Raw genomic sequence first — 20,960 nt, 5'->3', positions numbered from 1 at the left:
GGGCGTGTGGGTGTGGCATGGCTCAATCGTCCAGTCGAGCAGGTGCCGGGTCAAGGTATCGAGGTTCGGGTGTATACGCTGTAGGCCTATGGTCTCACGATAACGCGTATTAACAGCGAACTCCCAGCCCGTCAGGTCTCCGAGACCGGCTCCTCCATCCAGGGGCCTTTTTCTTGCCCCCAGCCCGCCTGCTTCAGCAGCGGTGCCACCAGTTCGCGTACTTCCGTTTCACTGTTACATCGGCGGGTCTGCTCCAGCAGGGGGAGCAGATCGGTGCGATCGACAGAGCGCAACAGTAGCTTGATGCGCGGAATGTTGTAAGCGCTCAGGCTCAGGCAGTCATACCCCATGGCTGTGAGCAGCAGCACGGCGGCCGGGTCGGATGCCATTTCGCCACACAGGGACACCGGCAGTGATAGAGCGTCACACTGCTGCCGGATCTGCTCCAGCGCTACCAGCACGGCCGGGTTGAGGTGATCGAACAGTGCGGATACGCGCGGATTGTTGCGGTCCACGGCCAACAGGTACTGGGTCAGGTCGTTGGAACCGATGGAGACAAAGTCGATAAAGGGTGCCAGGCGAGGCAACAACAGCATGGCCGAGGGCACTTCGATCATCATGCCGATATCCGGCATGCGTACCTCTGTACCCTCTCGCTGTAGTGATTCGACGGCCTTTTCCACGTAGCGGCGAAAACTCTGAATTTCATCGACTCGGCTCACCATGGGTACCAGCAACTTGAGGTTGCCGTTGCCGATATCGGCCCGGAGCATGGCGCGAATCTGACTGATCAGCAATTGCGCATTGTCCAGAGTAAAGCGGATGCCGCGCCAGCCGAGGTAGGGGTTGCTCTCGCTGATGTCAAAGTAAGGCAGCTGTTTGTCGCCGCCGATATCCAGCGTGCGCATGCTGACCGGGCGCGGGGCGTAGGCGGCCAGTACCTTGCGGTACAGTGTCAGCTGCTCCTGCTCGGTGGGGAAACTGTCGTGAATCATGAAGGGGATTTCAGAACGGTATAAGCCTACCCCCTCTGCACCGCGCTGCAGCCCCGGTGTGGCGTCGGCCAGCAGACCGGTATTGGTCAGCAAACGTACCTGAAAACCGTCCCGAGTGACCGCCGGCTGGTCGCGCAGGCGCTCCAGCCCCTGCATGAAACGCTGTTCCTCATCAATCATGCGGCGGTACTCTGCCAGCAGTGCCGGGGGCGGGTTGAGTACACACTCGCCCCGGTGACCATCTGCAATCAGTGCCGCGCCCTTGTGTTGGTCGGGCTGAAAATTCTCTACCCCCATGACGGCCGGTATGCCCAGCGCATTGGCGAGAATCGCCGTATGCGACAGCGTTGAACCCTGAGTGCAGATGATGCCGTGAATGCGTTCCAGCGGGAATTCGGCCAGATCGGCAATGCTGATCAGCTCTCCGGCCAAAATCAGGGCTTCATCGGGCGCTTCCACGGAGGGGCGTTCCCGTGACAGCAGTTGGTTAAGAATACGCTGTCCGATATTGCAGATGTCTTCGGCACGTGCCTTCAGGTAGGGGTCATCCGCCTGCCGGAACTGTTCGGCCATATTGCCGATGGTCTGTTTCAGGGCCCAGGGGGCATTGTCGCCGGCATCGATACGCGCCAGAATCTGGTCGCTCAATTCAGGGCTTTGCAGCATCATCTGATAGACGTTGAACAGCGCACTTACATCCCCCGGGAGATGCTGTCCAAGGTGGCCTGAGCCGGATTCCAGCTCTTCGCTGACGGCTGCAATGGCATCGCGAATGGCAGCACGATCTGCTTCGGGGGCTGCGGTGCATGCGGCGCGCACCTGATCCAGCGACAGGTGGGGGCGCACCAGCCACAACTTGCCCAAGCCCAGCCCCGGAGCGCCCTTCAGGCCGGGAAAGCGCCTGTAGCGGGCCCGGGCGTGACGCTTTTCATACCAGCCGCCCTGGCTCTGCAGGTGAGACAGGGTGCCGGCTAACTGTGATGCAACGGTGATCAAGAAGGCCTCGGTTTCCTGCGAGAAGGGCTCCCGCTCCCGTCCCTGAATGACCAGCACACCGACCAGCTTGCGCAGGTGGATCAGGGGCACGCCCAGAAAGCGATGGTAAGGCATCTCGTGGGTTTCAGGTATGAAGACAAAACGATCATCCTCGGGTGCATCCCCCAGGTTGAGCGTGCTCAAGGACGCGGCGATATGCCCGACCAGGCCTTCGTCCAGTTTGAGTTTGGCTTTGCCCACCGCTTGTGGCGACAACCCCTCGGTTGCAGCCAGAATCAGATGCTGATGATCCGGGGTGCAAAGATACAGGCTGCAGACTTCTACACGGATCAGGTCACGCAGACGCTGGACAATGTTGGTCATGACAGTACGCGGGTCACCGGTGCGGGCTATCTGCTCGACAATGGATGTGAGGGCGTTCAGGGAGGGTTGTTGCATGACGGCTGTTCCGGTTTCAGTCTGACTTGGCTTGGATGCTTGCACAGGCAGTTTAACAGGGCAATGCCCCGTTTCGGTAAAAGATCGCTGTGGCGATATCAATTCTTCAGCGCTTTGTCGAGGCTGTGGTAATCTGACGCGATGAATACGCTTCAGTTTCACTCAGTCACGATGGATGTTGCCGATATCTGCCAGCCGAATCTGGTAGCTGTCGCTCTGGGCGATGCGCTCCAGCAGGTCGTCGTCTGCATGGCAGAATATCATGTGGGCTCGGTGCTGGTTGAGCATCAGGGTAAGCAGCAGGGATTGATCACTCGGCGTCGTGCGATGCAGTTCATACTGGAGCGCGGCGGCAGCAGCCCGGTGACGGAGGCCATGTTGCTACCGGTCCTCAGGGTTCAGGCGGGTACGGATATTGATACTCTGGGGCTGGAGATGCTCAGCCGCAATCTTATGCACGCATTGGTATACGGCCAGAATGACCGTTGTCTCGGCATTATCAGTCAGACCGATATTGTCAACAGCCAAGGGCTGGAGCACGACCTTGATCTGAAACCGCTGTGCGAAGTGGCCAGTTTTGATCTGATTCGGCTGGGAACTGAACAATCCCTGCAGGCCGCTCTTGAGCGTATGCAGCAAGCGGGTCACTCGGCAGCTCTGGTGGGGACGGACCGGCAGTGGCGAATTCTGACCGAAACCGATGCCATCCGATTTCTGTCCAGCGGTATTCGGTTGGATCTGCCGCTGGCGGACTTGCCGCTGGCAACAGTGGTGTCACTCAGTGGCACCAGTCACCTGCATCAGGCACGCCATTTTCTGCATGATCGGGGTTTCCGTCATATTGGTGTGACCAATGATGAAGGGGAGGTTGTGGGCCTGGCCTCCTATCATGACATTCTGCGCAGCCTCGAGCAGAGCTATGTCCACCGTCTCAGGGGCATGTTGGATGAGCGTGGGCAGGACCTGCGTCAGTCTCGGCATGACCTGCGGCTGATCGAACAGGTCATCAACGCGTCCCATGAAGGTGTGGTCATTACCGACACGCGGGGGCGTATCCAAAGTGTTAACCGAGCGTTCACCAGTATTACGGGCTATTCGTCAGAGGAAGCGCTGGGGCGCAACCCCAGCATGCTTAGCTCCGGACGCCATGGTGCAGACTTTTACCATAGCCTTTGGCAGCGCCTGGGTGAGGAGGGGCAGTGGCAGGGAGAGATCTGGAATCGCCGCAAGGACGGCCAGGTCTATCCTGAATGGCTCAGTATTACGGCTATCCGCAATGAGCGTGATGAGGTGACACAGTATGCCGCCATTTTTCATGACCTGACGGAAATGAAACGATCGGAGGCACGGGTCGAGCAGCTATCCTGGTTTGACAGTGTGACCGGGCTGGCCAACCGACGCCTGTTCGAAGACCGGTTACAGTTAGCGCATGCTTATTGTCATGAAAATGGCCAGCGACTGGCGCTGCTCGCGATCGACCTTGACCTGTTCAAGCAGATCAATGACCGTTTCGGCCACCGCGGCGGTGATCAGTTGCTGCACCAAGTGGCAGAACGTATCGAGTCGACGCTGGTGCAGCAGGGGACGGCTGCCCGTCCGGCCGGAGACGAGTTTTACATCATACTCAGTGAGCAGACGGACCCCGAAGCCCTGTCCCGTTATCTGGACAGTTTGAGCCAGTCACTTGCCGTGCCGTTCTGGCTGGCAGGTGAAGAGGTCAGGCTGATGGCCAGCATTGGCGTGGCTGTGGCGCCTGATGATGCCGAGTCGGCAGAGGCGCTGATTCGCGCGGCAGAGATTGCCCTGCATCATTCAAAGGAGCAAGGCCGTAACACGATCTGTTTTTTTTCGCCCGAACAGCACCAGGCGGCACTCAGCCGCTATCGCTTGGCGGGTTATCTACAGCAGGCTCTGGAACGTAACGAGTTCCACATGGTATACCAGCCGCAGATTGATGTTCACGATCAGCGCCTGATCGGAGTGGAAGCACTGTTGCGCTGGGAGCATCCCGAGCTGGGTGTTGTGTCTCCCGGGACTTTCATTCCGGTCGCTGAGGATGCTGGCCTGATCGATGCCATCGGGCAATGGGGGCTTGAGCGCTCGGTGCGTGATGCAGTTGATTGGCGTGATCAGGGCGTTTCGCTCAAGCTGGCGGTTAATGTGTCGGCACGGGAGTTTCAGCGGGGTGATGTGGCCGAGCGAGTACAAGCCGTGTTGAGCCGTGAGGGATTGAGTCCCGAGTCATTTGTGGTTGAATTGACGGAAACCTGCTTCATGCAAAGTGCTGATACGACTGAGCAGGCGCTGGTCAAGTTGCGTCGACAAGGTGTTCGCATCGCGATTGATGATTTCGGCACCGGCTTTTCCAGTCTGAGCTATATCCGTAACATGTCGCTGGATATCCTCAAGATTGATCGCAGTTTCATTACCGGGGTGGACTCATCAGGAACCGGAGGGCAGCTGGTACGTGCCATTGTAGACATGAGTCACGCCATGCAGCTGGAGGTAGTGGCTGAGGGGGTAGAAACGACTGATGATCTGATGGCATTGCAGCGGCTTGGCTGTGATCAGGCGCAAGGCTATCATGTTGCTAGACCCATGCCCGCTGATGAGCTGCTGCAGTGGGCTGCTGCATATGCTGCCGGTAAGAAAGCCATATCACCGCTGTAACGGGAGTACGCTTTGAAAAGTTATATTTTTGCCACGGACAATGAGCGCGGGGGCGTCATTCTTTGTGATATTGAGACGCTTGAAGAAGCGGTCGATTATTTGCGCAACCGTTTTGATGGGGTGATTCGTGTCGAGCAGGGACGTCGATACTGGGCCATGCAGGAGGGCTATGGCGAGTTAGAACCACTGCCGCCCCGGATTGGCGGCAGTGAACCGGCCGGTGCCTAGCGCCGACGGCGCGGGTGATGTGAATCCACACGAACTCTGATGGGCTCGGCGTCACTGCGGCTGGTGCGTGTTGCGTACAGCATCAATATGCCGGCTGCCAGCGTGGATGCCGTCAACAGGGTAACAGCCAATAAGATGTCCAACATGGGATAATCTCCTGTTAAGTTACAGGTGGGAGCCCGGATCCCGCCACTGACTCCCTTTACGTCAGCCTGCCCGATTCGGCTCAGCCTCTGATCATGTTTTGCGCTAATTCCACGCGGCTGTCAAGTTGCAGCTGCCCCCACAACGTTAAAACCAGTCATCGCGACGCTTACGCTTGCGCGGCAGGTAAGGCACGATCAAGCCCAGAATGACACCGCCGAACGCGACCAGGCCACCATAGGTCAGCCAGCGCATCAGGTTGCTTTGATCCATGTGGGCAATCTGGGACTGCAGGTCACGTATCTCGGTTTTCAGGGAGCGAATCTGGTCGGTATAGGTACTGCTTTCACGCTGCAGCTGCTGCAGGCTGCTGTTGAGTCGCTCAATGGTATCGGCCTGTTCGGTAATCGTGGTACGGCTCTCTTCCAGCGCGCTTTCCAGTTTGGGCAGCTCAATCAGCTTGCTGTCGCCTGCACCTACGAGAGTGCCCGGCAGCCAGCCGGTACGACCACTTTCGGTACGAATCTGTACATATTCGGTATTGTCATTGCGGCTCAGTATCTCGATGGGTTCACCGCTGTTGACGCGGCCGATGATTCGGTACTGATTGCTTGGTCCGCTGTGAAAGAACACATGGGCATCATCGGCAATGTGGCCGCGCTCGGCCCATGCCGGTGCCGACAGGCCAAGCAGGGCGGTAAACAGAACAATCTTTTTCATGGCGTTTCCAACGGCTGAAGCAACAAATACATGATTTTACACTACAAACACTTTATCGTTTAGGAGCTGTCCTGAATATGAATGGCAGCCTAATCGATGACCTTTTCTGAAGCCTTCAAGGGAGTTTACATGGAATCTTTCTCTCAGGAGTACATCCTGCCATGGGTGATCAATATTGCCATGGCGGCTGCGATTTTTATCGTGGGTCGCTGGGTAGTCAAACTACTGATCAACCTGCTGGGACGCATTCTGCGCAAGACCAAAATGGACACCATGCTGATCAACTTTATCAGCTCCATTGCGCATGCGGTTCTGCTGCTGTTTGTGGTAGTGGCCGCACTGGGTGAGCTGGGTGTTGATACTACCTCGCTGATTGCACTGATCGGTGCTGCGGGTCTGGCCATTGGCTTGTCACTGCAGGATTCATTGAAAAACTTTGCGGCTGGCGTGATGTTGATTGTGTTTCGTCCGTTTCGTGAGGGTGACTTTGTCGAAGCCGGTGGCGTCAGTGGCATTGTCGAGCACATCACCATCTTCAATTCCATTTTTCGCACCGGTGACAACCGTGAAATCATTCTGCCCAACGGCAAGATCTATAATGACAGCATCATCAACTATTCCAAGCGTGCAACACGCCGCGTGGATATGGTATTCGGCATCGGTTATGGTGATGATCTGCTGAAGGCCAAGCAGATTCTGGTGGATATCCTGGAGCAGGACGAGCGCGTGCTTAAAGACCCGGCTCCGGTGGTCAACGTGGCGGCACTGGCGGACAGCAGCGTCAACTTCAACGTACGTCCCTGGGTCAAGACATCCGACTACTGGCCGGTGCTGTGGGATACTACCGAGAAGGTCAAGCTGGAGTTTGACCGTCAGGGTATCAGTATCCCTTTCCCGCAGATGGACGTGCACCTGCACCGCGACACCTCTTCAGACGCTTAACTCGGGCTTCGTGGCAGTGGCGAGGGGTCGATTTGCCCCTCGCTCAACAGCTGCTGACGCAGCGCCTCGTTTTCATGACGCAGGCGCTGTGCTTCTACCCGATAGTCAAAGATCTCCTGGTATTGACGCTCCAGCTTGGCTTCCAGCTGTTCCATTTCGTTGTTCTGCTGATCCAGCTTGAGCTGCAGATGTTCCAGTTGATCCTGAAGGTCATCCAGCATTTCAAAGCCACGACTCTGTGGCTCGTGTGCCTTGTCGGGATGAAAACGATATGACCCCTGAAGCTCATTGACGATATGGCTGTACAGCGCCGTCAGGTCAGAACGCTCCCGGTCAGTATAACGGATGTTTTCCTCGATCGCCGTATGGGCACTTGCGGCCCCGATGGCACCGGCCAGTATCTGTTCCAGCATGCGATGGAACTCCATCAGTTCCACGACCGAGATGTGGCTCTTGTCATAGACCTGCAGATCTTCCGCGATACGGTTGACGCTGTGTTGTGCCTTTTCGTCGCCCAGATAGCGCCTCAACAGCTGTTCGGCCTCGACCAGCTTCGGTGCCAGCTCGATATAGGCGTTGAGACCGGTTGGGCGAGCTTTTTCCTGAGTGCGCAGGGTGCGGGTGGTGTACAGAAACTCGGTCGTCAGTGTGCGCTCATGCTTTTGGGGTTGGTATAACCAGGACCCCATCAGGTAAAAGAGGGTATTGAACAGCAGTGACCAGAAAACGGCATGCGGAACGGATGGCAGGTCCATGCCGAACAGTGCTTCGGGGCGTAGCCAGCTGATGCCCAGTGGCCCTTCCAGCAGAAGGCTGACGGGTAGCCAGCCTTCTTCAACCCAGGCAGGGATAATCAGGGTCCAGCCCCAAAGCGCAAAGCCGGCCATCAGCCCCAGCATGGCGCCCATGCTGTTGCCGCGGTTCCAGAACAAGCCGATGAAGGTGACCGGTGCAAACTGCAGTGCCGCGACAAAGGAGATCATGCCGACCGCAACCAGCATGTAGGTATCCGTGAGTACCCGTGCCAGCAACAGACTGCCGAACAGAATGGCGGCCACCAGAATCCAGCGTACCTGCAGCAGCCAGGTGCGCATCCAGGCCAACTGGCTGAACTTCTCGCACACCGGCAGCAGTAGGTGGTTGGAAACCATGGTCGCCAGGGTCATGGTGGTGATGATGACCATGCCACTGGCAGCGGCAAAGCCGCCCAAGAACGACAGCAGGGCCAGGTAGGGCTGCCCCAGCGCCTGTGGCACCAGCAACATGAAAAAATCGGCCGACTGCTCGGGCAGGCCGAGCATCAGTCCGGCCGCAGCAACGGGGATTACAAACAATACGATCAGCACCGCATACAGCGGGAACAGCCATAACGCACGCCCCAGATGAGTGGGTGATACGTTCTCGACGACCCCGACGTGGAACTGGCGCGGCAGCAGCTGCACCCCGACAAAGCTCAGTACTATCAATGTCAGCCACTGTATGCCCGCATCTTCGCCGCCGCTGCCCAGCAGGTGGTCGAGACGGTTCTGTTTGATCTGCTGATAAATGTCGACCGGTCCGTCAAAGAACTGGTAGGTGATGAACAAACCGATAACGAGTAAAATAATCAGCTTGATTACGCATTCTGCTACCAGCGCCAGAATCATGCCTTGGTGGCGCTCGGTTGGATCAAGACGGCGTACGCCGAAGACGATGGTGAAGGCTGTCATCAGCAGCGTGATCAGAATGCCGGATGAGCTCCAGTGAATGTGGCTAGCGCCCTCATGGGTAATCAGCCTCAATGAGCGTATAACCGCTTCCAGCTGGAGGCTGATGTAAGGCAGCAGGCCGAACAGGGCAATCAGTGTGACCAGTGCCGCAATGCGCTGTGAGCGCCGGTAACGAGTCGAAATCAGGTCGGCTATGCTGGTGATGTGAAAGGTTTCCTTGACCGCAATCATTCGCCTCAGGGTCAGGTGCCAGAAGAACAGTGATAGAAAGGCACCGGCGTAGATACCCAGATACAGCAGGCCGGAGCGGGTTGCAAAGCCCACGCTGCCGTAGAATGTCCAGGTCGTGAAGTAGACACACAGTGATAGTGCGTAGATGGTGGCGGAGTTGATCGGACGCCCGCGCCGTGTGCGGTGTTCGCCCCATTGTGCCAGTGCGAACAGTAGACCGGTGTAGACAACAATGAGCAGCAGAACACTCAGAGGGGAGAACATCAGTAAACCTCACAGGGGCGAAAGTCGGTATTGGTACAGTGTAGCGTTAAAACGTCAGGCATCGGTGCGCTCATGATGGGGGCAGCGGTGCTTTGGCGGGGGCACCGGGTCGATGCCGCCATCGGAATAAGGGTGGCAGCGCAGGATGCGACGTGTGCCCAGGTAAAGGCCTTTGAGAATGCCATGCGTCTGCAGTGCTTCAATCATGTAGCCGGAGCAACTGGGGTAAAAGCGGCAGTTGTTGCCCAGAAACGGGCTGATGGCAAGCTGATAGGCGCGAACCAGCAGGATGAGGATACGCATCAGCAGGCGGTGGATCATGATGATACTCCCTTGAACCATCTGTGACCGATGATAGCCTTCGGCATTGCGCTTGGCCAGTGGCGGGAGGGAAACGGGCCCCGGCTGAGGCCCGTATACAGGATCAGGACTGGCGGTCCAGCTGCAGAACCGACAGCGTGCGTGCACGCACACGGTTGAGCAGATCGGCATCGTCAGTCAGACTCTGACCATAGGACGGTACCAGTTCGCGGATTTTCTCTTGCCAGCTGTCTTCGGCAAGACGGTCTTCAAAACAGCGTTCGACGATGCTCAGCATGGCACTGACCGCTGTAGAAGCCCCCGGAGAAGCCCCCAGGAGAGCGGCCAGGGTGCCATCTCTGGAGGTAATGACCTCGGTACCGAACTCCAGCTTGCCGGCCGTTTCGGTGCCCGGCTTGATAATTTGTACACGCTGACCGGCGTAGGACAACTCCCAATCTTCATCCTTTGCGTCCGGGAAGAAATTACGCAGTGAGTCTACGCGTGAAGTGTGCGACTGCATCACTTCGCTGATCAGGTAGCGGGTTAGATCCATGTTGTTCTTGGCGACAGACAGCATCGGTTTCAGGTTGCCCATGCGAACGCTGCACGGCAGATCCATGAACGAGCCCTGCTTGAGGAACTTGGTCGTGAAGCCGGCAAAGGGTCCGAACAGCAGTGCCTTCTTGCCATCGATGACGCGGGTATCGAGATGCGGCACCGACATCGGTGGCGCACCGATCGGTGCCATGCCGTACACCTTGGCCATGTGCTGCTCGATGATTTCGGGGCGTTTGCAGACCAGCCACATACCGCTGACAGGGAAACCGCCGTAGCCCTGGCCTTCCGGGATGCCTGACTGCTGCAGCAGTGGCAGGGCGCCACCGCCGGCACCCAGGAACACGAAGCGTGAGTGAATGATCTCGCTGCCGCCTTTCTGGGTGTTTTTCACGCGCACTTTCCAGCTGCCGTCTTCCTGCTGGCGCAGACCGTCGACGACGCGGCTCAGCAGCAGGTCGAAATTCTCCTGCTGTTCCAGGTTCATCACCATCAGGCGAGCCAGCGCACCGAAGTTGACGTCGGAACCGTAACGTACACGGGTACCGGCAACCTTGTCGGACGGCGAACGGTCCTTCATGACCAGCGGCATCCACTCACGCAGGGTGTCGTGATCTTCGCTGTACTCCATGTCCTTGAAGCAGTGATGCTGGCTCAGCGCCTTATAACGCTTGCGCAGAAACTCAACGTTCTTCTCGCCCCATACGAAACTGGAGTGTGGGGTCGGGTTGATGAATTCCTGAGGCGAGGGCAGGTTGCCCTGTTCAACGAGGTAAGACCAGAACTGGAGGCTGACTTCAAAGGACGTGTTGATCGCGAACGCTTTGGTAGTGTTGATGCTGCCATCCGCCTGTTCCGGCGTGTAGTTGAGTTCACAGTAGGCAGCATGGCCGGTACCGGCATTGTTCCAGCCATCGGTACTTTCACGGGCAACATGGTCAAGACGTTCGACCATACAGATCTTCAGGCTCGGATCCAGCTGCTTGAGTATCATCCCGAGGGTGGTACTCATGGCGCCGGCACCGACTAGCAGCACATCTACAGTTTTAGTGGTCATATGAGTTCGCCATTTGGTCGTAAACAATGGGGTTGAAGACGATGGAAGGTGGCTTGTGGCACGCCCCGGGCCCTGCCCGTCAGGACTTCCGCGTCTCACTGCCGCTGATATCCCCCGATTGGGTGATGTGCGCGACAGATTGTTGGATTATTTACGCTTAATACTTTGGTGCGGTGCATTATATTCAACTGTTCATAGAATAAAACTCGAAGTGTCGACAAAGTCGTACAGGCAGGTACTGTCATCAGGCTGTAACCCGCGCCGTTATGGGTTTTGACTGTATTTTTAGACTTTGGTCTGCAGATGGGAAAAGGTGTGTTGCAGTGGGCGAATGCCCACTGCTGAGGGGGGGATCAGAGGTGTTCTTCGGCGTACTCGGCCAGACGGGAACGGAAGATGCCTTCAAAGTGGACGCTGGCGGAACCTTCGAAATTGCGGAAACGCTCGACGATATAGGTCAGGCCCGAGGTCAGCGGGGTCAGGTAGTTGGAGTCGATCTGGGCCAAGTTGCCCAGGCAGACCATCTTGGTGCCCTTGCCGCAACGGGTGATGATGGTTTTCAGCTGCTGTGGGGTCAGGTTCTGGGCTTCGTCTATGAGCACGATGGCATTCTGGATGCTGCGGCCGCGGATGAAGTTCAACGACTTGAACTGGATGTTGGCCTTTTCCAAAGCGTACTTGACGCTGCTCTGCGGGCGTTCGTCCTGTTCGTGCATGGCTTCCAAGTTGTCGTTGATGGAGCTCATCCAGGGCGTCATCTTTTCTTCTTCGGTGCCGGGCAGAAAGCCGATATCCTCGGCCACCGGCGGTGTCGAGCGTGTCACGATGATCTTGTTGAAACGCTGCTCTTCAATCACCATTTCCAGAGCACAGGCCAGGGCGATGAGGGTCTTGCCGGAACCGGCGGCACCGAGCAGGATGCTGAGGTCGATCTCCGGGTCCATCAGTGACTGCATGGCAAAGGCCTGCTGCAGATTGATGGGCTGAATGCCCCAGCATACCTGATCCATCAGGTGTTCGTACCCCAGGTCCAGCAGGGTGACCGAGGTTTCGTCAACGCTGTGGGTTCGGGCCGCAAAATCGCGGCTGTCATCGAAAATGAACTCGTTGGGGTAAGTGTCCGGCAGCAGGCTGCGATCCACCTTATGGTAGGTGCGGCCGTCGCGCTGGAAACTGTCCACCTTGTCCACGCCTTCCCAAAACGGGTGGTCCAGATGGTGGTGCCCGGCAGGCAGCATCTCGATGTCGGAGACCAGCTGATCGGTACGGTAGTCTTCCACCCGCTGCAGACCGGCGCCCAGCGCCTTGAGGCGCATGTTGATGTCCTTGGTCACCAGAATGATCTGGCGATGCGGAAAGGTGGCCTGCAGGTGCAGGGCACAGTTGATGATGCGGTTGTCCTTGTTGCTCTCGTCCGGCAGGAAGCCCTGACGTGTTGTCAGTTCATGGTCGGGGAAAATGGACAGCTTGCCCAGCTTGTGTTCGCGCTCCTTGCCCTCCAGCAAAATGCGGACACCTTTGGTGATTTGTCCGGGGTTGCTGGCCGTGGACAAAATGTTGTCGATGGCTCGAATAGCGTGTCGTGCCTCGGCCGCGACGGTCTGCTTTCGGTCCTTGATCGAGTCGAGCTCCTCCAGCACCGTCATAGGGATGGTAATGTCCTGTTCCTTGAACTGAAACAGACACTTGGGGTCATGCAACAGCACATTGGTATCGAGGATATACAGTTTGGATGCAGACATCGGCAGGCTTCCTTGTACGTCAGTGTATGCTTTCAAACTAATTCAAGGTGGGTGCAATTACAATGCGATATGACAACCCCTGATGCTCCCGGTTTTTCAGTAAGGGGTGTAACCGAACGGACACGGAACAGTAGTAAATCTCCACGTGAGCGTTCATAGTTAATGGACACGCGCAGGTATGCGGCGCGTGACAGCAGTAGCGAACAAGGAGGTCAGTATGATGACCGAGCATTACATTACATCCAGTGTTACACCGCTGGACAATCTCGACGTTCTTTCCCCCTACGAAGTGGCCCGCCTGCAGGACAAGACGCAGGGCGGCCTGTATTCACTGTTTCGCCAGTGTGCACTGGCGGTACTGAACTGCGGCAGTGAAATGGACAGCACCCGCATGGTGCTGAACCGCTTCCGCGAATTTGATGTTCAGATCAGCCAGAAACACCGCGGCGTACAGCTGGACCTGATCAATGCGCCGGCGGCCGCTTTTGTCGACGGCGAGCTGATTCAGGGTATTCACGAGCACCTGTTTGCCGTGCTGCGTGACTTGTTGTACGTGGCCGACAAGGTCGATGGCTGCTGCGAAGGGCTGGACCCTTCGGCCAGCATTACCAATCAGGTGTTCAACCTGTTGCGTCACGCCAACGCCCTGCAGCCCCACGTCAAGCCCAATATGGTGGTGTGCTGGGGTGGCCACTCGATCAGCCATGCAGAATACGAATACACCAAGCGCGTCGGTTACGAGATGGGGCTGCGCGGCATGAATATCTGTACCGGTTGCGGGCCGGGGGCCATGAAGGGCCCGATGAAAGGTGCCACCATTGCCCATGCCAAGCAGCGTGTGGAGCGCGCCCGCTACGTGGGTATTTCCGAGCCGGGCATTATTGCCGCCGAATCGCCCAATCCGATCGTCAATGAGCTGATTATCATGCCGGACATCGAGCGCCGTCTGGAGGCTTTCGTGCGCCTGGGACATGGTTTTATTGTCTTTCCGGGCGGTGTAGGCACGGCAGAGGAAATTCTGTATATCCTGGGCATTTTGCTGCAGGAATCGAATCGGGCCCAGCCGTTCCCGCTGATCTTTACCGGTCCGGCCGGCAGTGAAGCGTATTTTGAAACCGTTGACCGTTTCATTCGCACAACACTGGGTGAGCGGGCCACACAGTGCTATGAGATCATCGTGGATGACCCGCACGCCGTGGCCGAATGCATGCGTGATGGTTTGGCGGAAGTGACGGCGCACCGCAAGGCGACAGGGGAGGCCTATCACTTCAACTGGCAGCTGCGTATTCCGCTGGCGCTGCAGCAGACCTTTGAGCCGACGCATGCCGCCATGCGCAATCTCTGTCTGTCACGCAATCAGCCGGATCATGTGCTGGCGGCCCAGTTGCGGTGTGCGCTGTCCGGCATCGTGGCTGGCAACGTCAAGGAGCCGGGCATACGCGCCATCGAAGAGCATGGGCCTTTCGAGTTGCATGGCGAGCCTGAAGTGATTGATGCGCTGGATCAGCTGCTGGAGTCCTTCGTAAGCCAGCGGCGGATGAAAATCAACCACGAGGAGTATGAGCCCTGTTTCCGCCTGGCTAGGGCCGGCCGGGCGTCATGAGTCAGTGCCGCCGCGTGGTGGCACGTTCCCTGATCAGGGCTTGCAGGTAGTTGGGCCCGCCATAGAGCGGGCCGGTCCCGGAGATACCGCTGCTGCCGGCCGGGTGGATACTGGCGGTTGTATCCGCCAGAGGACGGTTGATCAGCAGTCGGCTGGCCAATAATCCATCTTCTGCCTGTGCGATCAGTTCTCCGTCTTCACTGTAGAGGCTACAGGCTTGTCCCGGGCAGTAACGATTGATCTCGTTCAGTACCCTGGGTAGATCTTCACGCTCGAAGCGGATCAGGTGCAGTACCGGGCCACTGAGCCCAATCGGCAATTCATCCGGTGTATACAGACGCAGCAGGGTTGGCGGCACATGGAAACCATGGTCGTGTCGTGTGTCCAGAGCCAGTTGGGCCAGTACCTGGTTGCGCTGACGGAAGCGCTCGATGTGTTCGTAGCACTGTTCCATCAGTTCACGCCGGCTCAACGGGCCGATATCGGTGTCCGGTTGTTCCGGGTCACCCAGCACCAGTTGATGCATGGCATCTGCCAGTTGCTGTTCAATGACATCGGCCACCGACGCTTCCAGATACAGGGTGCCCAATGTGGTGCGTTTCTGCCCCGCATGGCTGAACGCGCTGTGTAAAATATCGCGAACATCCAGCGTGGACAGCGGGCGGGTTACGATTTGAGTGCCGGGAATGCTGCTGTGTGACAGTAGAGGAACCACAGGGGCGCCGGTGCGGTTACCGAGCAGGGCATTCATGGCGGCAGCTCGGCCAGGGTCCAGAAAACAGACACAGCCCGCCACGCGGTAGTCTTCCAAAAGCGTGCGTGCAATGTTCTCCTCGTGCCCCGGCAGCATTGCTACAACCCCCGATGGCAGGCCGCTTTCCAGTAAGCACTCGATTAGCCGCATGGCGCAGGAGGCTGTGCGAGTATCAGGCTGCAACAACACCGCATTCCCGGTCACCAGCAGGGCCGAGAGTTGACCGATCAAGGTGGCAAAGGGCTCGTTGTGGTCGGTCAGGCATACATAGATGCCACGACCGTGATACTCCATACGATTCTGCTCATAGGCATAGCCGTGAAGCGTGCGCGGCAATAGTTTGCTGCGTGCCTGATTGCAGTAATAGTAGCAAAGGTTGATGCCCGTGCGCAGATCGGTCAGCGCATCACGGATACTGAGCCCGGTTTCACCGCTGCAGGTGGCCAGCAGCATAACCTGCTCCTGCTGCAGGCGCTGTGCCCAGCGTTGCAGCACCTCGGCACGCTGTTCAATGGGTACTCTGTTCCAGATAGGCTGGTCGGTGCCGGCCGCCTCGAAAGCCAGTCGTATGTGCTCTTCGCTTGTCGCATGCAGGTAACCGATGGCACGGCGTGCATCGGATGGCAGAACACGCTCTTGGCCCGGCTCGCTGGTCAGACTGCCTCCTTCGACCAGAGGGGCTGCATCCAGGGTACCCTGGCGGCAGGCTGTGATCGCCTCGAGCAGCACCTGATCGCTCAGCAACTGACTTGGAGGTGTCCCGGTAACATTACGGCGGACCGGCAGAAAGATTTCCGCAGGTAGAGGCGGTGGTTGAAAGCCATCCGGGGCACAGTCTTCAGAACGCCAGCAAGGCTGCAGGCATTGGCTGTTGAGGCTCTTCAGAAAATAATGGCAGAGGTCGCGACCGATGTTCGCATGTTCGGGGCGGGTCAACACCGGATAATGTGAATAGCCTGCCTGTTGAGCGCGTCGAATGGCCGTCGGCGGCGGAGCCCCCACGGTCAGTCGTATCGGGATCTGCATTTGCAATTCGCGTCCCAGGTGTTCAAGCCACCCTAATACTGGCAGGCAGCGCTTGTTGCTGGTGTGAAGATCCAGTCCCAGTCCATGCCATTGGTGCAGGTCTGTCTGTGCTAAGGTGTCGGCAATCAGTTCAAGCGTCAGCTCAAGTGTTTCTTCGTTGGGTGGCTGAATGAAAAGGCGATGGCCGCAGTCGCGAGCGGTGACGGCGAGGGCGTGTAGCCTTTGGCAGAGTCCCTCGTAGATTCGGTCACGCTTGAGCGGTTCAAAACGAGGATGCAGCTGTTGGGGGTTAATGAGTATGTCGTGTGTTTGCTGTTGTTCACAATAGCTCAGATAACGGCTGAAGCGCTGATTGGCATCTGCTCCTGTCAGCGGCAGGTCGAGATCAAGCGATACTTCGAGATTGCCGTGATCGCTCTCCGGGGCCGGAACGCCCGATGGCAGCAGACGCCAGGTTTCGACCAGGGTGTCATCATCGATAAGAAAATACTGTCTGACGCTCTTGAACAGCTGTTGGCGTGACAGCAGCCTGAATTCGTCCGAGAAAAAAATGCTCAGCGGTAACATCCTTCCACTCCGCTCATTGCTGAAAACACGCTTGCAGTCTAACGTAAAAAACAATGAGTTGAGTCGGCCGCGTCAAAAAACCCTCGTGGATGCAGCGGTAATACGTAGAGCTGTCGGGATGAAACGCGTATAGTTGCCGGTTTTGTGGATTTAAGGTATCTGATTTGCGACGTAAGCTTGTCCTGACACTGACGACGCGACATGGGTCGCGTCAAGTTTTTCTGCATCAGATCCTGGCCTATCTGCTCCTGATATTTATCCTGCTGTCCGGTCTCAGCTTTTTCGTGTCCAACTGGCTGCTGGTCAAAACCCATGATGACCTGACAGACCTTGAGCGCAATCACCGTGATCTCAGCGAGCAATATGAGCTGCTGTTGGGCACCCAGCAGCTGTACCTGTCTGAGCTGACCGAGTTGGGGATTTCACTGAACGATCTCAGCGCCGAGCGTGAACGGCTGGTGGAAGAGAACGAAGAAGTCGGGGAAACACTGGCCCGGCTTGAGAGCCGGCTTGGCCTGACCGAGCAGCCTTCCGGCATGACCCTGGAGCAGCGGCTGGCGTTGACGCGTACGGCGGCACGACAGCGCCTGTTTCTCTTGCACAGTATTCCTAATGGCGTGCCCATATCCGCTGAGCGCATCAATGACAGTTACGGCATGCGCATGCACCCGGTGCTGAATACTCGCAAAATGCACAACGGCATGGATTTCAAGGCGGACAGGGGCACACCCGTCTATGCCACAGCCGATGGCGTGGTGGAATATGCCGGATACCGCAAGGGCAGCGGTTTCGGCAACCTGGTGGTGCTGCAGCATAATTTTGGTCTGAAAACCTACTATGCCCATTTGCAAAAGGTGCTTGTTGAAAGCGGGACGTTTGTGCATAAGGGGCAAAAAATTGCACTGAGCGGCAATAGCGGGCGATCGACTGGTGCCCATCTGCATTATGAAGTGCGCTTCATGTATCGGCCGCTGAACCCGGAGCCGTTCCTGCAGTGGGGGCTGGATAACTTCGAGACCCTGTTTACCAAAATCGAGGAGGTGCCGTGGGAATCCTTAAGCGTGATGTATCCGCTAAACCAGGGCGGAACGCAGTAACCATCATTGCTCAAGGCAACAGCCTCAAGGGCAGTATGCAGGTCAGCGGGAAGGTGCATGTTGATGGCCTGTTCGAGGGGGATATCGAGACCGCGGATGATATTACCGTGGGGCGCAAAGGCGAATTACGAGGTCGTATCAAGGCCCGCCATGTCAATGTCAGTGGTTGTGTAGAAGGCGAACTGAATTGTGACTCTCTGCACATTGAGCGTGGGGGGCGGGTGCAGGCCAGACTTTATTGCGACGCTCTGACGATTGATCCGCGCGGCTGTTTCATGGGTGAGCGGCGTGCCCGTGAAATGCCCCTGTTGGAATATCATCCGCCGGAAGAAAACGCTGTTGAACCCCCTGATCCTGCACGCGATTCACTGCAGGATCTTGATTTCAGCTTGATCGGTAGCCTGCCAGACCGTATAACCTTGGGTCGTCAGGAGGATTGAGTCATGTGTGAACTGCTTGGCATGAGTGCCAATGTACCCACCGATATTTGTTTCAGTTTCACCGGTTTGATGCAACGCGGGGGGCGTACGGGCCCTCATCGCGATGGCTGGGGGATTGCGTTTTACGAAGGCAAGGGGTTGCGGAGCTTTCATGACCCTGAACCCAGCTCGGATTCGCGCATTGCACGGCTGGTAGCCGATTATTCCATTAAAAGCCGGGTCGTCATCAGTCATATTCGTCAGGCCAACGTGGGCTCTGTATGTCTGGAAAACACCCATCCCTTCAGTCGGGAGTTGTGGGGGTACACATGGACTTATGCTCATAATGGCCAGCTGGATCCATCGCTGTTTGACTGGCCGCTGGAGTATTATCATCCGGTGGGTACAACCGATAGCGAGTATGCCTTTTGCTGGCTGCTGGACCAGGTTCGTCGTCGCTATCCTCAACGACCGGATAATTTCGCCGATCTGCAGGCATTTATCCATTATTGTGCCGGTCAGTTGAGAGCGCTGGGTGTGTTCAACATGTTGCTCAGCGAGTCAAGCCATCTATTCTGTTATTGTACGACCAAACTTGCATGGATCACTCGGCGCTCGCCGTTTGGCGAGGCTCGACTGAAGGATTGTGAAGTCAGTGTGGACTTCGGTGCTGAAACGACACCTAATGATGTGGTCACCGTGATTACCACCGATCCGCTGACGGATAACGAGCACTGGCAGAAGCTGGAAGCGGGTGAAATGGTGGTGTTTGTGGATGGAGAGGTCGTTGCCCAATTGAAGGAGTAGCGCCATGTCGCTGATCAATGCGGACCCGGTCAATCTCTCTGATCTGCTGTATCAGCTGGCCCGCCGTTTTGATGAGCGACCGGCGTTCGGGCATTTAGGAGGCGTAATCAGCTTTGCCGACCTGGACCGGCTCTCCAGGCGCTTTGCGGCCTGGTTACAGCATGAAACCCGGATGCAGCCGGGGGATCGCATTCTGCTGCAGTTGCCTAACTTGATGCAATATCCGGTTGTCCTGTTTGGGGCGCGCCGGGCCGGCTTGGTGGTGGTCAATGCCAATCCGCTGCTCAGTAGTGAGGAGCTGCGGGCACTGTTGCGTGACTCCGGGGCGCGAGCGATGGTCGCGTTCGGCCCCTTGTCATCATCTCTGCGGGACTCTCTAGCGGACAGTCCGGTGGAGTATCTGGTGACAACGGAGCTTGGAGATCTTCATTCCCTGCTGCGGCGTCCGGTACTCAATCTGGCGGTGCGCCTCAAGCATCGCCGTTTGCGGGCGCAGCGCATGCGCAATCTGACCCCGGCTATCGTCTGGTCGTCTTTCCAGACGGTGATGCAAAAGGGCAGCGCCTTGATATGGGCGCCGCCGGCAGAAAACAGCGGCAATCGCCTAGCGCTGCTGCAGTACACCGGGGGCACTACGGGCCCGGCCAAGGGGGCGATGTTGACCGAGGCGGCGCTGCTGGCCAACCTGATGCAGCTGGATGCACTGATCAGTCCTCACTGCCTGCCTGGTCGGGAACGCCTGCTGCAGCCGCTACCGCTGTATCACATCTATTCCTTTACGCTGACACTGCTGATGCTCTCCAAGGGTGCCTATATCGAGCTTATACCCGATCCGAGACGTCTGCGGGCGCTGGTGCGCTGCTGGGATCGGCTCAATCCCACGGTGCTGGCCGGCATCAACCCTCTGTTTATCGGCCTGTGTGGCCAGCCCGAGTTTCAGCGGCTGGATTTTTCCGGGCTCAAGCTGACCATTTCCGGGGGTATGGCGTTGACGCGGTCGATAGCCAGCCGCTGGCGCGATATTACCGGTGGCGAGATCTGTGAGGGCTATGGTCTGACCGAGTGCTCGCCAGTGGTGAGTGCCAACAGCCCCTCGACGCTGAAGGTGGGTACTGTGGGGCGCCCTCTGGCGGGGACGCAAGTGCGTATTGTCGATGAGCACTATCAGGATGTCATGGCCGGACGCAGTGGCATTATTCTGGTGCGTGGACCTCAGTTGATGCAGGGGTACTGGCACCACCGTCATGAAAGCGAGCAGGCACTCAGGCATGGCTGGCTGGATACCGGTGATATTGGTCGACTAGATGAAGACGGCTATTTGACGATTCTCGATCGTCGCAAGGAAGTCATCAACGTATCCGGTTTCAACGTATACCCCAGCGAGCTGGAGGATGTCATTGCCTGTCATCCCGACATACTTGAATGTGCTGTCATCGGGCTTCCGGACAGTTGCCACGGTGAGCAGATCAAGCTCTATGTCGTACCGGCCAATCAGCAGCTGACCATTCGCCAGGTGCGCGATTACTGCCGGGAGCGGCTCACGCCTTACAAGGTGCCACGTTCGGTCGAACTCTGTCGCTCTTTGCCACGCACGGCCATCGGCAAGGTGTCGAGGCGTATCCTGCGTGAACGCGCGTTGCGTGAGCCGAGCTCACATTAGTAATTACCAGTACCTTGGTGGATAATGGTCGGC

16 protein-coding genes are annotated in these 20,960 nt (G+C 57.4%); 8 read left to right on the top strand and 8 right to left on the bottom strand.

Annotated features, from left to right (window positions below; translation table 11 throughout):
- Positions 1-131 precede the first annotated feature (131 nt).
- Positions 132-2,429, bottom strand: coding sequence for a phosphoenolpyruvate--protein phosphotransferase (gene ptsP / locus KTN04_RS02685; RefSeq protein ID WP_217333659.1), 2,298 nt, complete (start codon positions 2,427-2,429; stop codon positions 132-134).
- Positions 2,430-2,645: 216 nt separating this feature from the next.
- Between ptsP and KTN04_RS02680 the strand changes: the two genes are divergently transcribed.
- Positions 2,646-5,099 carry an EAL domain-containing protein gene (locus KTN04_RS02680; RefSeq protein ID WP_328515952.1) on the top strand — a complete coding sequence of 818 codons (2,454 nt, stop codon included), beginning with the start codon at positions 2,646-2,648 and terminating at the stop codon, positions 5,097-5,099.
- Positions 5,100-5,111: 12 nt separating this feature from the next.
- Positions 5,112-5,327: a hypothetical protein gene (locus KTN04_RS02675; protein ID WP_217333657.1), complete on the top strand. Its 216-nt coding sequence runs from the start codon at positions 5,112-5,114 to the stop codon at positions 5,325-5,327.
- Here KTN04_RS02675 and KTN04_RS02670 read toward each other — a convergent pair.
- Positions 5,324-5,473 (bottom strand): hypothetical protein, encoded by a 150-nt coding sequence (locus tag KTN04_RS02670; RefSeq protein WP_217333656.1) that lies wholly within the window; start codon positions 5,471-5,473, stop codon positions 5,324-5,326. The two genes, KTN04_RS02675 and KTN04_RS02670, sit on opposite strands and share 4 nt — an antisense overlap.
- Positions 5,474-5,618: 145 nt before the next feature.
- Positions 5,619-6,191, bottom strand: a complete 573-nt coding sequence (locus KTN04_RS02665; protein ID WP_217333655.1) for a TIGR04211 family SH3 domain-containing protein — start codon at positions 6,189-6,191, stop codon at positions 5,619-5,621.
- Positions 6,192-6,320: 129 nt separating this feature from the next.
- On the opposite strand from KTN04_RS02665, the gene KTN04_RS02660 reads away from it, so the two are divergent.
- Complete coding sequence (locus KTN04_RS02660) at positions 6,321-7,133, top strand: mechanosensitive ion channel family protein (protein WP_217333654.1); 813 nt, start codon at positions 6,321-6,323, stop codon at positions 7,131-7,133.
- Here KTN04_RS02660 and KTN04_RS02655 read toward each other — a convergent pair.
- From KTN04_RS02655 to KTN04_RS02640, 4 genes are all read right to left on the bottom strand, one after another.
- Positions 7,130-9,337, bottom strand: coding sequence for a sodium:solute symporter family protein (locus KTN04_RS02655; protein WP_217333653.1), 2,208 nt, complete (start codon positions 9,335-9,337; stop codon positions 7,130-7,132). The two genes, KTN04_RS02660 and KTN04_RS02655, sit on opposite strands and share 4 nt — an antisense overlap.
- 54 nt (positions 9,338-9,391) lie before the next feature.
- Complete coding sequence (gene yidD, locus KTN04_RS02650) at positions 9,392-9,658, bottom strand: membrane protein insertion efficiency factor YidD (RefSeq protein ID WP_254262326.1); 267 nt, start codon at positions 9,656-9,658, stop codon at positions 9,392-9,394.
- Between the two features lie 103 nt (positions 9,659-9,761).
- Positions 9,762-11,279, bottom strand: a complete 1,518-nt coding sequence (mqo, locus tag KTN04_RS02645) for a malate dehydrogenase (quinone) (RefSeq protein WP_256449042.1) — start codon at positions 11,277-11,279, stop codon at positions 9,762-9,764.
- A gap of 326 nt (positions 11,280-11,605) precedes the next feature.
- Positions 11,606-12,994 (bottom strand): PhoH family protein, encoded by a 1,389-nt coding sequence (locus tag KTN04_RS02640; protein WP_217333651.1) that lies wholly within the window; start codon positions 12,992-12,994, stop codon positions 11,606-11,608.
- Between the two features lie 217 nt (positions 12,995-13,211).
- Here KTN04_RS02640 and ppnN point away from each other — a divergent pair, with 217 nt between their 5' ends.
- Complete coding sequence (gene ppnN / locus KTN04_RS02635; protein ID WP_254262325.1) at positions 13,212-14,597, top strand: nucleotide 5'-monophosphate nucleosidase PpnN; 1,386 nt, start codon at positions 13,212-13,214, stop codon at positions 14,595-14,597.
- A gap of 1 nt (position 14,598) precedes the next feature.
- On the opposite strand, the gene KTN04_RS02630 is transcribed toward ppnN, so the two are convergent.
- Positions 14,599-16,944, bottom strand: coding sequence for a proline dehydrogenase family protein (locus KTN04_RS02630; protein ID WP_217333650.1), 2,346 nt, complete (start codon positions 16,942-16,944; stop codon positions 14,599-14,601).
- 164 nt (positions 16,945-17,108) lie between these two features.
- Between KTN04_RS02630 and KTN04_RS02625 the strand changes: the two genes are divergently transcribed.
- The 4 genes from KTN04_RS02625 to KTN04_RS02610 are packed head-to-tail and all read left to right on the top strand — an operon-like array spanning position 17,109 to position 20,927.
- Positions 17,109-18,041, top strand: a complete 933-nt coding sequence (locus KTN04_RS02625) for a M23 family metallopeptidase (protein ID WP_217333649.1) — start codon at positions 17,109-17,111, stop codon at positions 18,039-18,041.
- Positions 17,990-18,481, top strand: coding sequence for a bactofilin family protein (locus KTN04_RS02620; RefSeq protein ID WP_217333648.1), 492 nt, complete (start codon positions 17,990-17,992; stop codon positions 18,479-18,481). The genes KTN04_RS02625 and KTN04_RS02620 overlap by 52 nt, the downstream gene beginning before the upstream one ends.
- A gap of 3 nt (positions 18,482-18,484) precedes the next feature.
- Entirely contained in the window at positions 18,485-19,267 is a 783-nt protein-coding gene (locus KTN04_RS02615) for a class II glutamine amidotransferase (RefSeq protein ID WP_217333647.1), read from the top strand.
- A gap of 4 nt (positions 19,268-19,271) precedes the next feature.
- Positions 19,272-20,927, top strand: a complete 1,656-nt coding sequence (locus KTN04_RS02610; protein ID WP_217333646.1) for an AMP-binding protein — start codon at positions 19,272-19,274, stop codon at positions 20,925-20,927.
- Positions 20,928-20,960 lie beyond the last annotated feature (33 nt).

The organism is Marinobacterium weihaiense, assembly GCF_019061305.1.
In the GTDB taxonomy this organism is placed as follows: domain Bacteria; phylum Pseudomonadota; class Gammaproteobacteria; order Pseudomonadales; family Balneatricaceae; genus Marinobacterium; species Marinobacterium weihaiense.
Note: the sequence above shows the minus strand (reverse complement) of the source record. Positions and strands in the feature narration are given on the sequence as shown.

What these genes read in the sequence shown, in the direction of transcription:
- ptsP (WP_217333659.1), bottom strand. Translation starts at nt 2,429, where the DNA reads ATGCAACAACCCTCCCTGAACGCCCTCACATCCATTGTCGAGCAGATA.
- KTN04_RS02670 (WP_217333656.1), bottom strand. Translation starts at nt 5,473, where the DNA reads ATGTTGGACATCTTATTGGCTGTTACCCTGTTGACGGCATCCACGCTG.
- KTN04_RS02665 (WP_217333655.1), bottom strand. Translation starts at nt 6,191, where the DNA reads ATGAAAAAGATTGTTCTGTTTACCGCCCTGCTTGGCCTGTCGGCACCG.
- KTN04_RS02660 (WP_217333654.1), top strand. Translation starts at nt 6,321, where the DNA reads ATGGAATCTTTCTCTCAGGAGTACATCCTGCCATGGGTGATCAATATT.
- KTN04_RS02655 (WP_217333653.1), bottom strand. Translation starts at nt 9,337, where the DNA reads ATGTTCTCCCCTCTGAGTGTTCTGCTGCTCATTGTTGTCTACACCGGT.
- yidD (WP_254262326.1), bottom strand. Translation starts at nt 9,658, where the DNA reads ATGATCCACCGCCTGCTGATGCGTATCCTCATCCTGCTGGTTCGCGCC.
- KTN04_RS02640 (WP_217333651.1), bottom strand. Translation starts at nt 12,994, where the DNA reads ATGTCTGCATCCAAACTGTATATCCTCGATACCAATGTGCTGTTGCAT.
- ppnN (WP_254262325.1), top strand. Translation starts at nt 13,212, where the DNA reads ATGATGACCGAGCATTACATTACATCCAGTGTTACACCGCTGGACAAT.
- KTN04_RS02630 (WP_217333650.1), bottom strand. Translation starts at nt 16,944, where the DNA reads ATGTTACCGCTGAGCATTTTTTTCTCGGACGAATTCAGGCTGCTGTCA.
- KTN04_RS02615 (WP_217333647.1), top strand. Translation starts at nt 18,485, where the DNA reads ATGTGTGAACTGCTTGGCATGAGTGCCAATGTACCCACCGATATTTGT.
- KTN04_RS02610 (WP_217333646.1), top strand. Translation starts at nt 19,272, where the DNA reads ATGTCGCTGATCAATGCGGACCCGGTCAATCTCTCTGATCTGCTGTAT.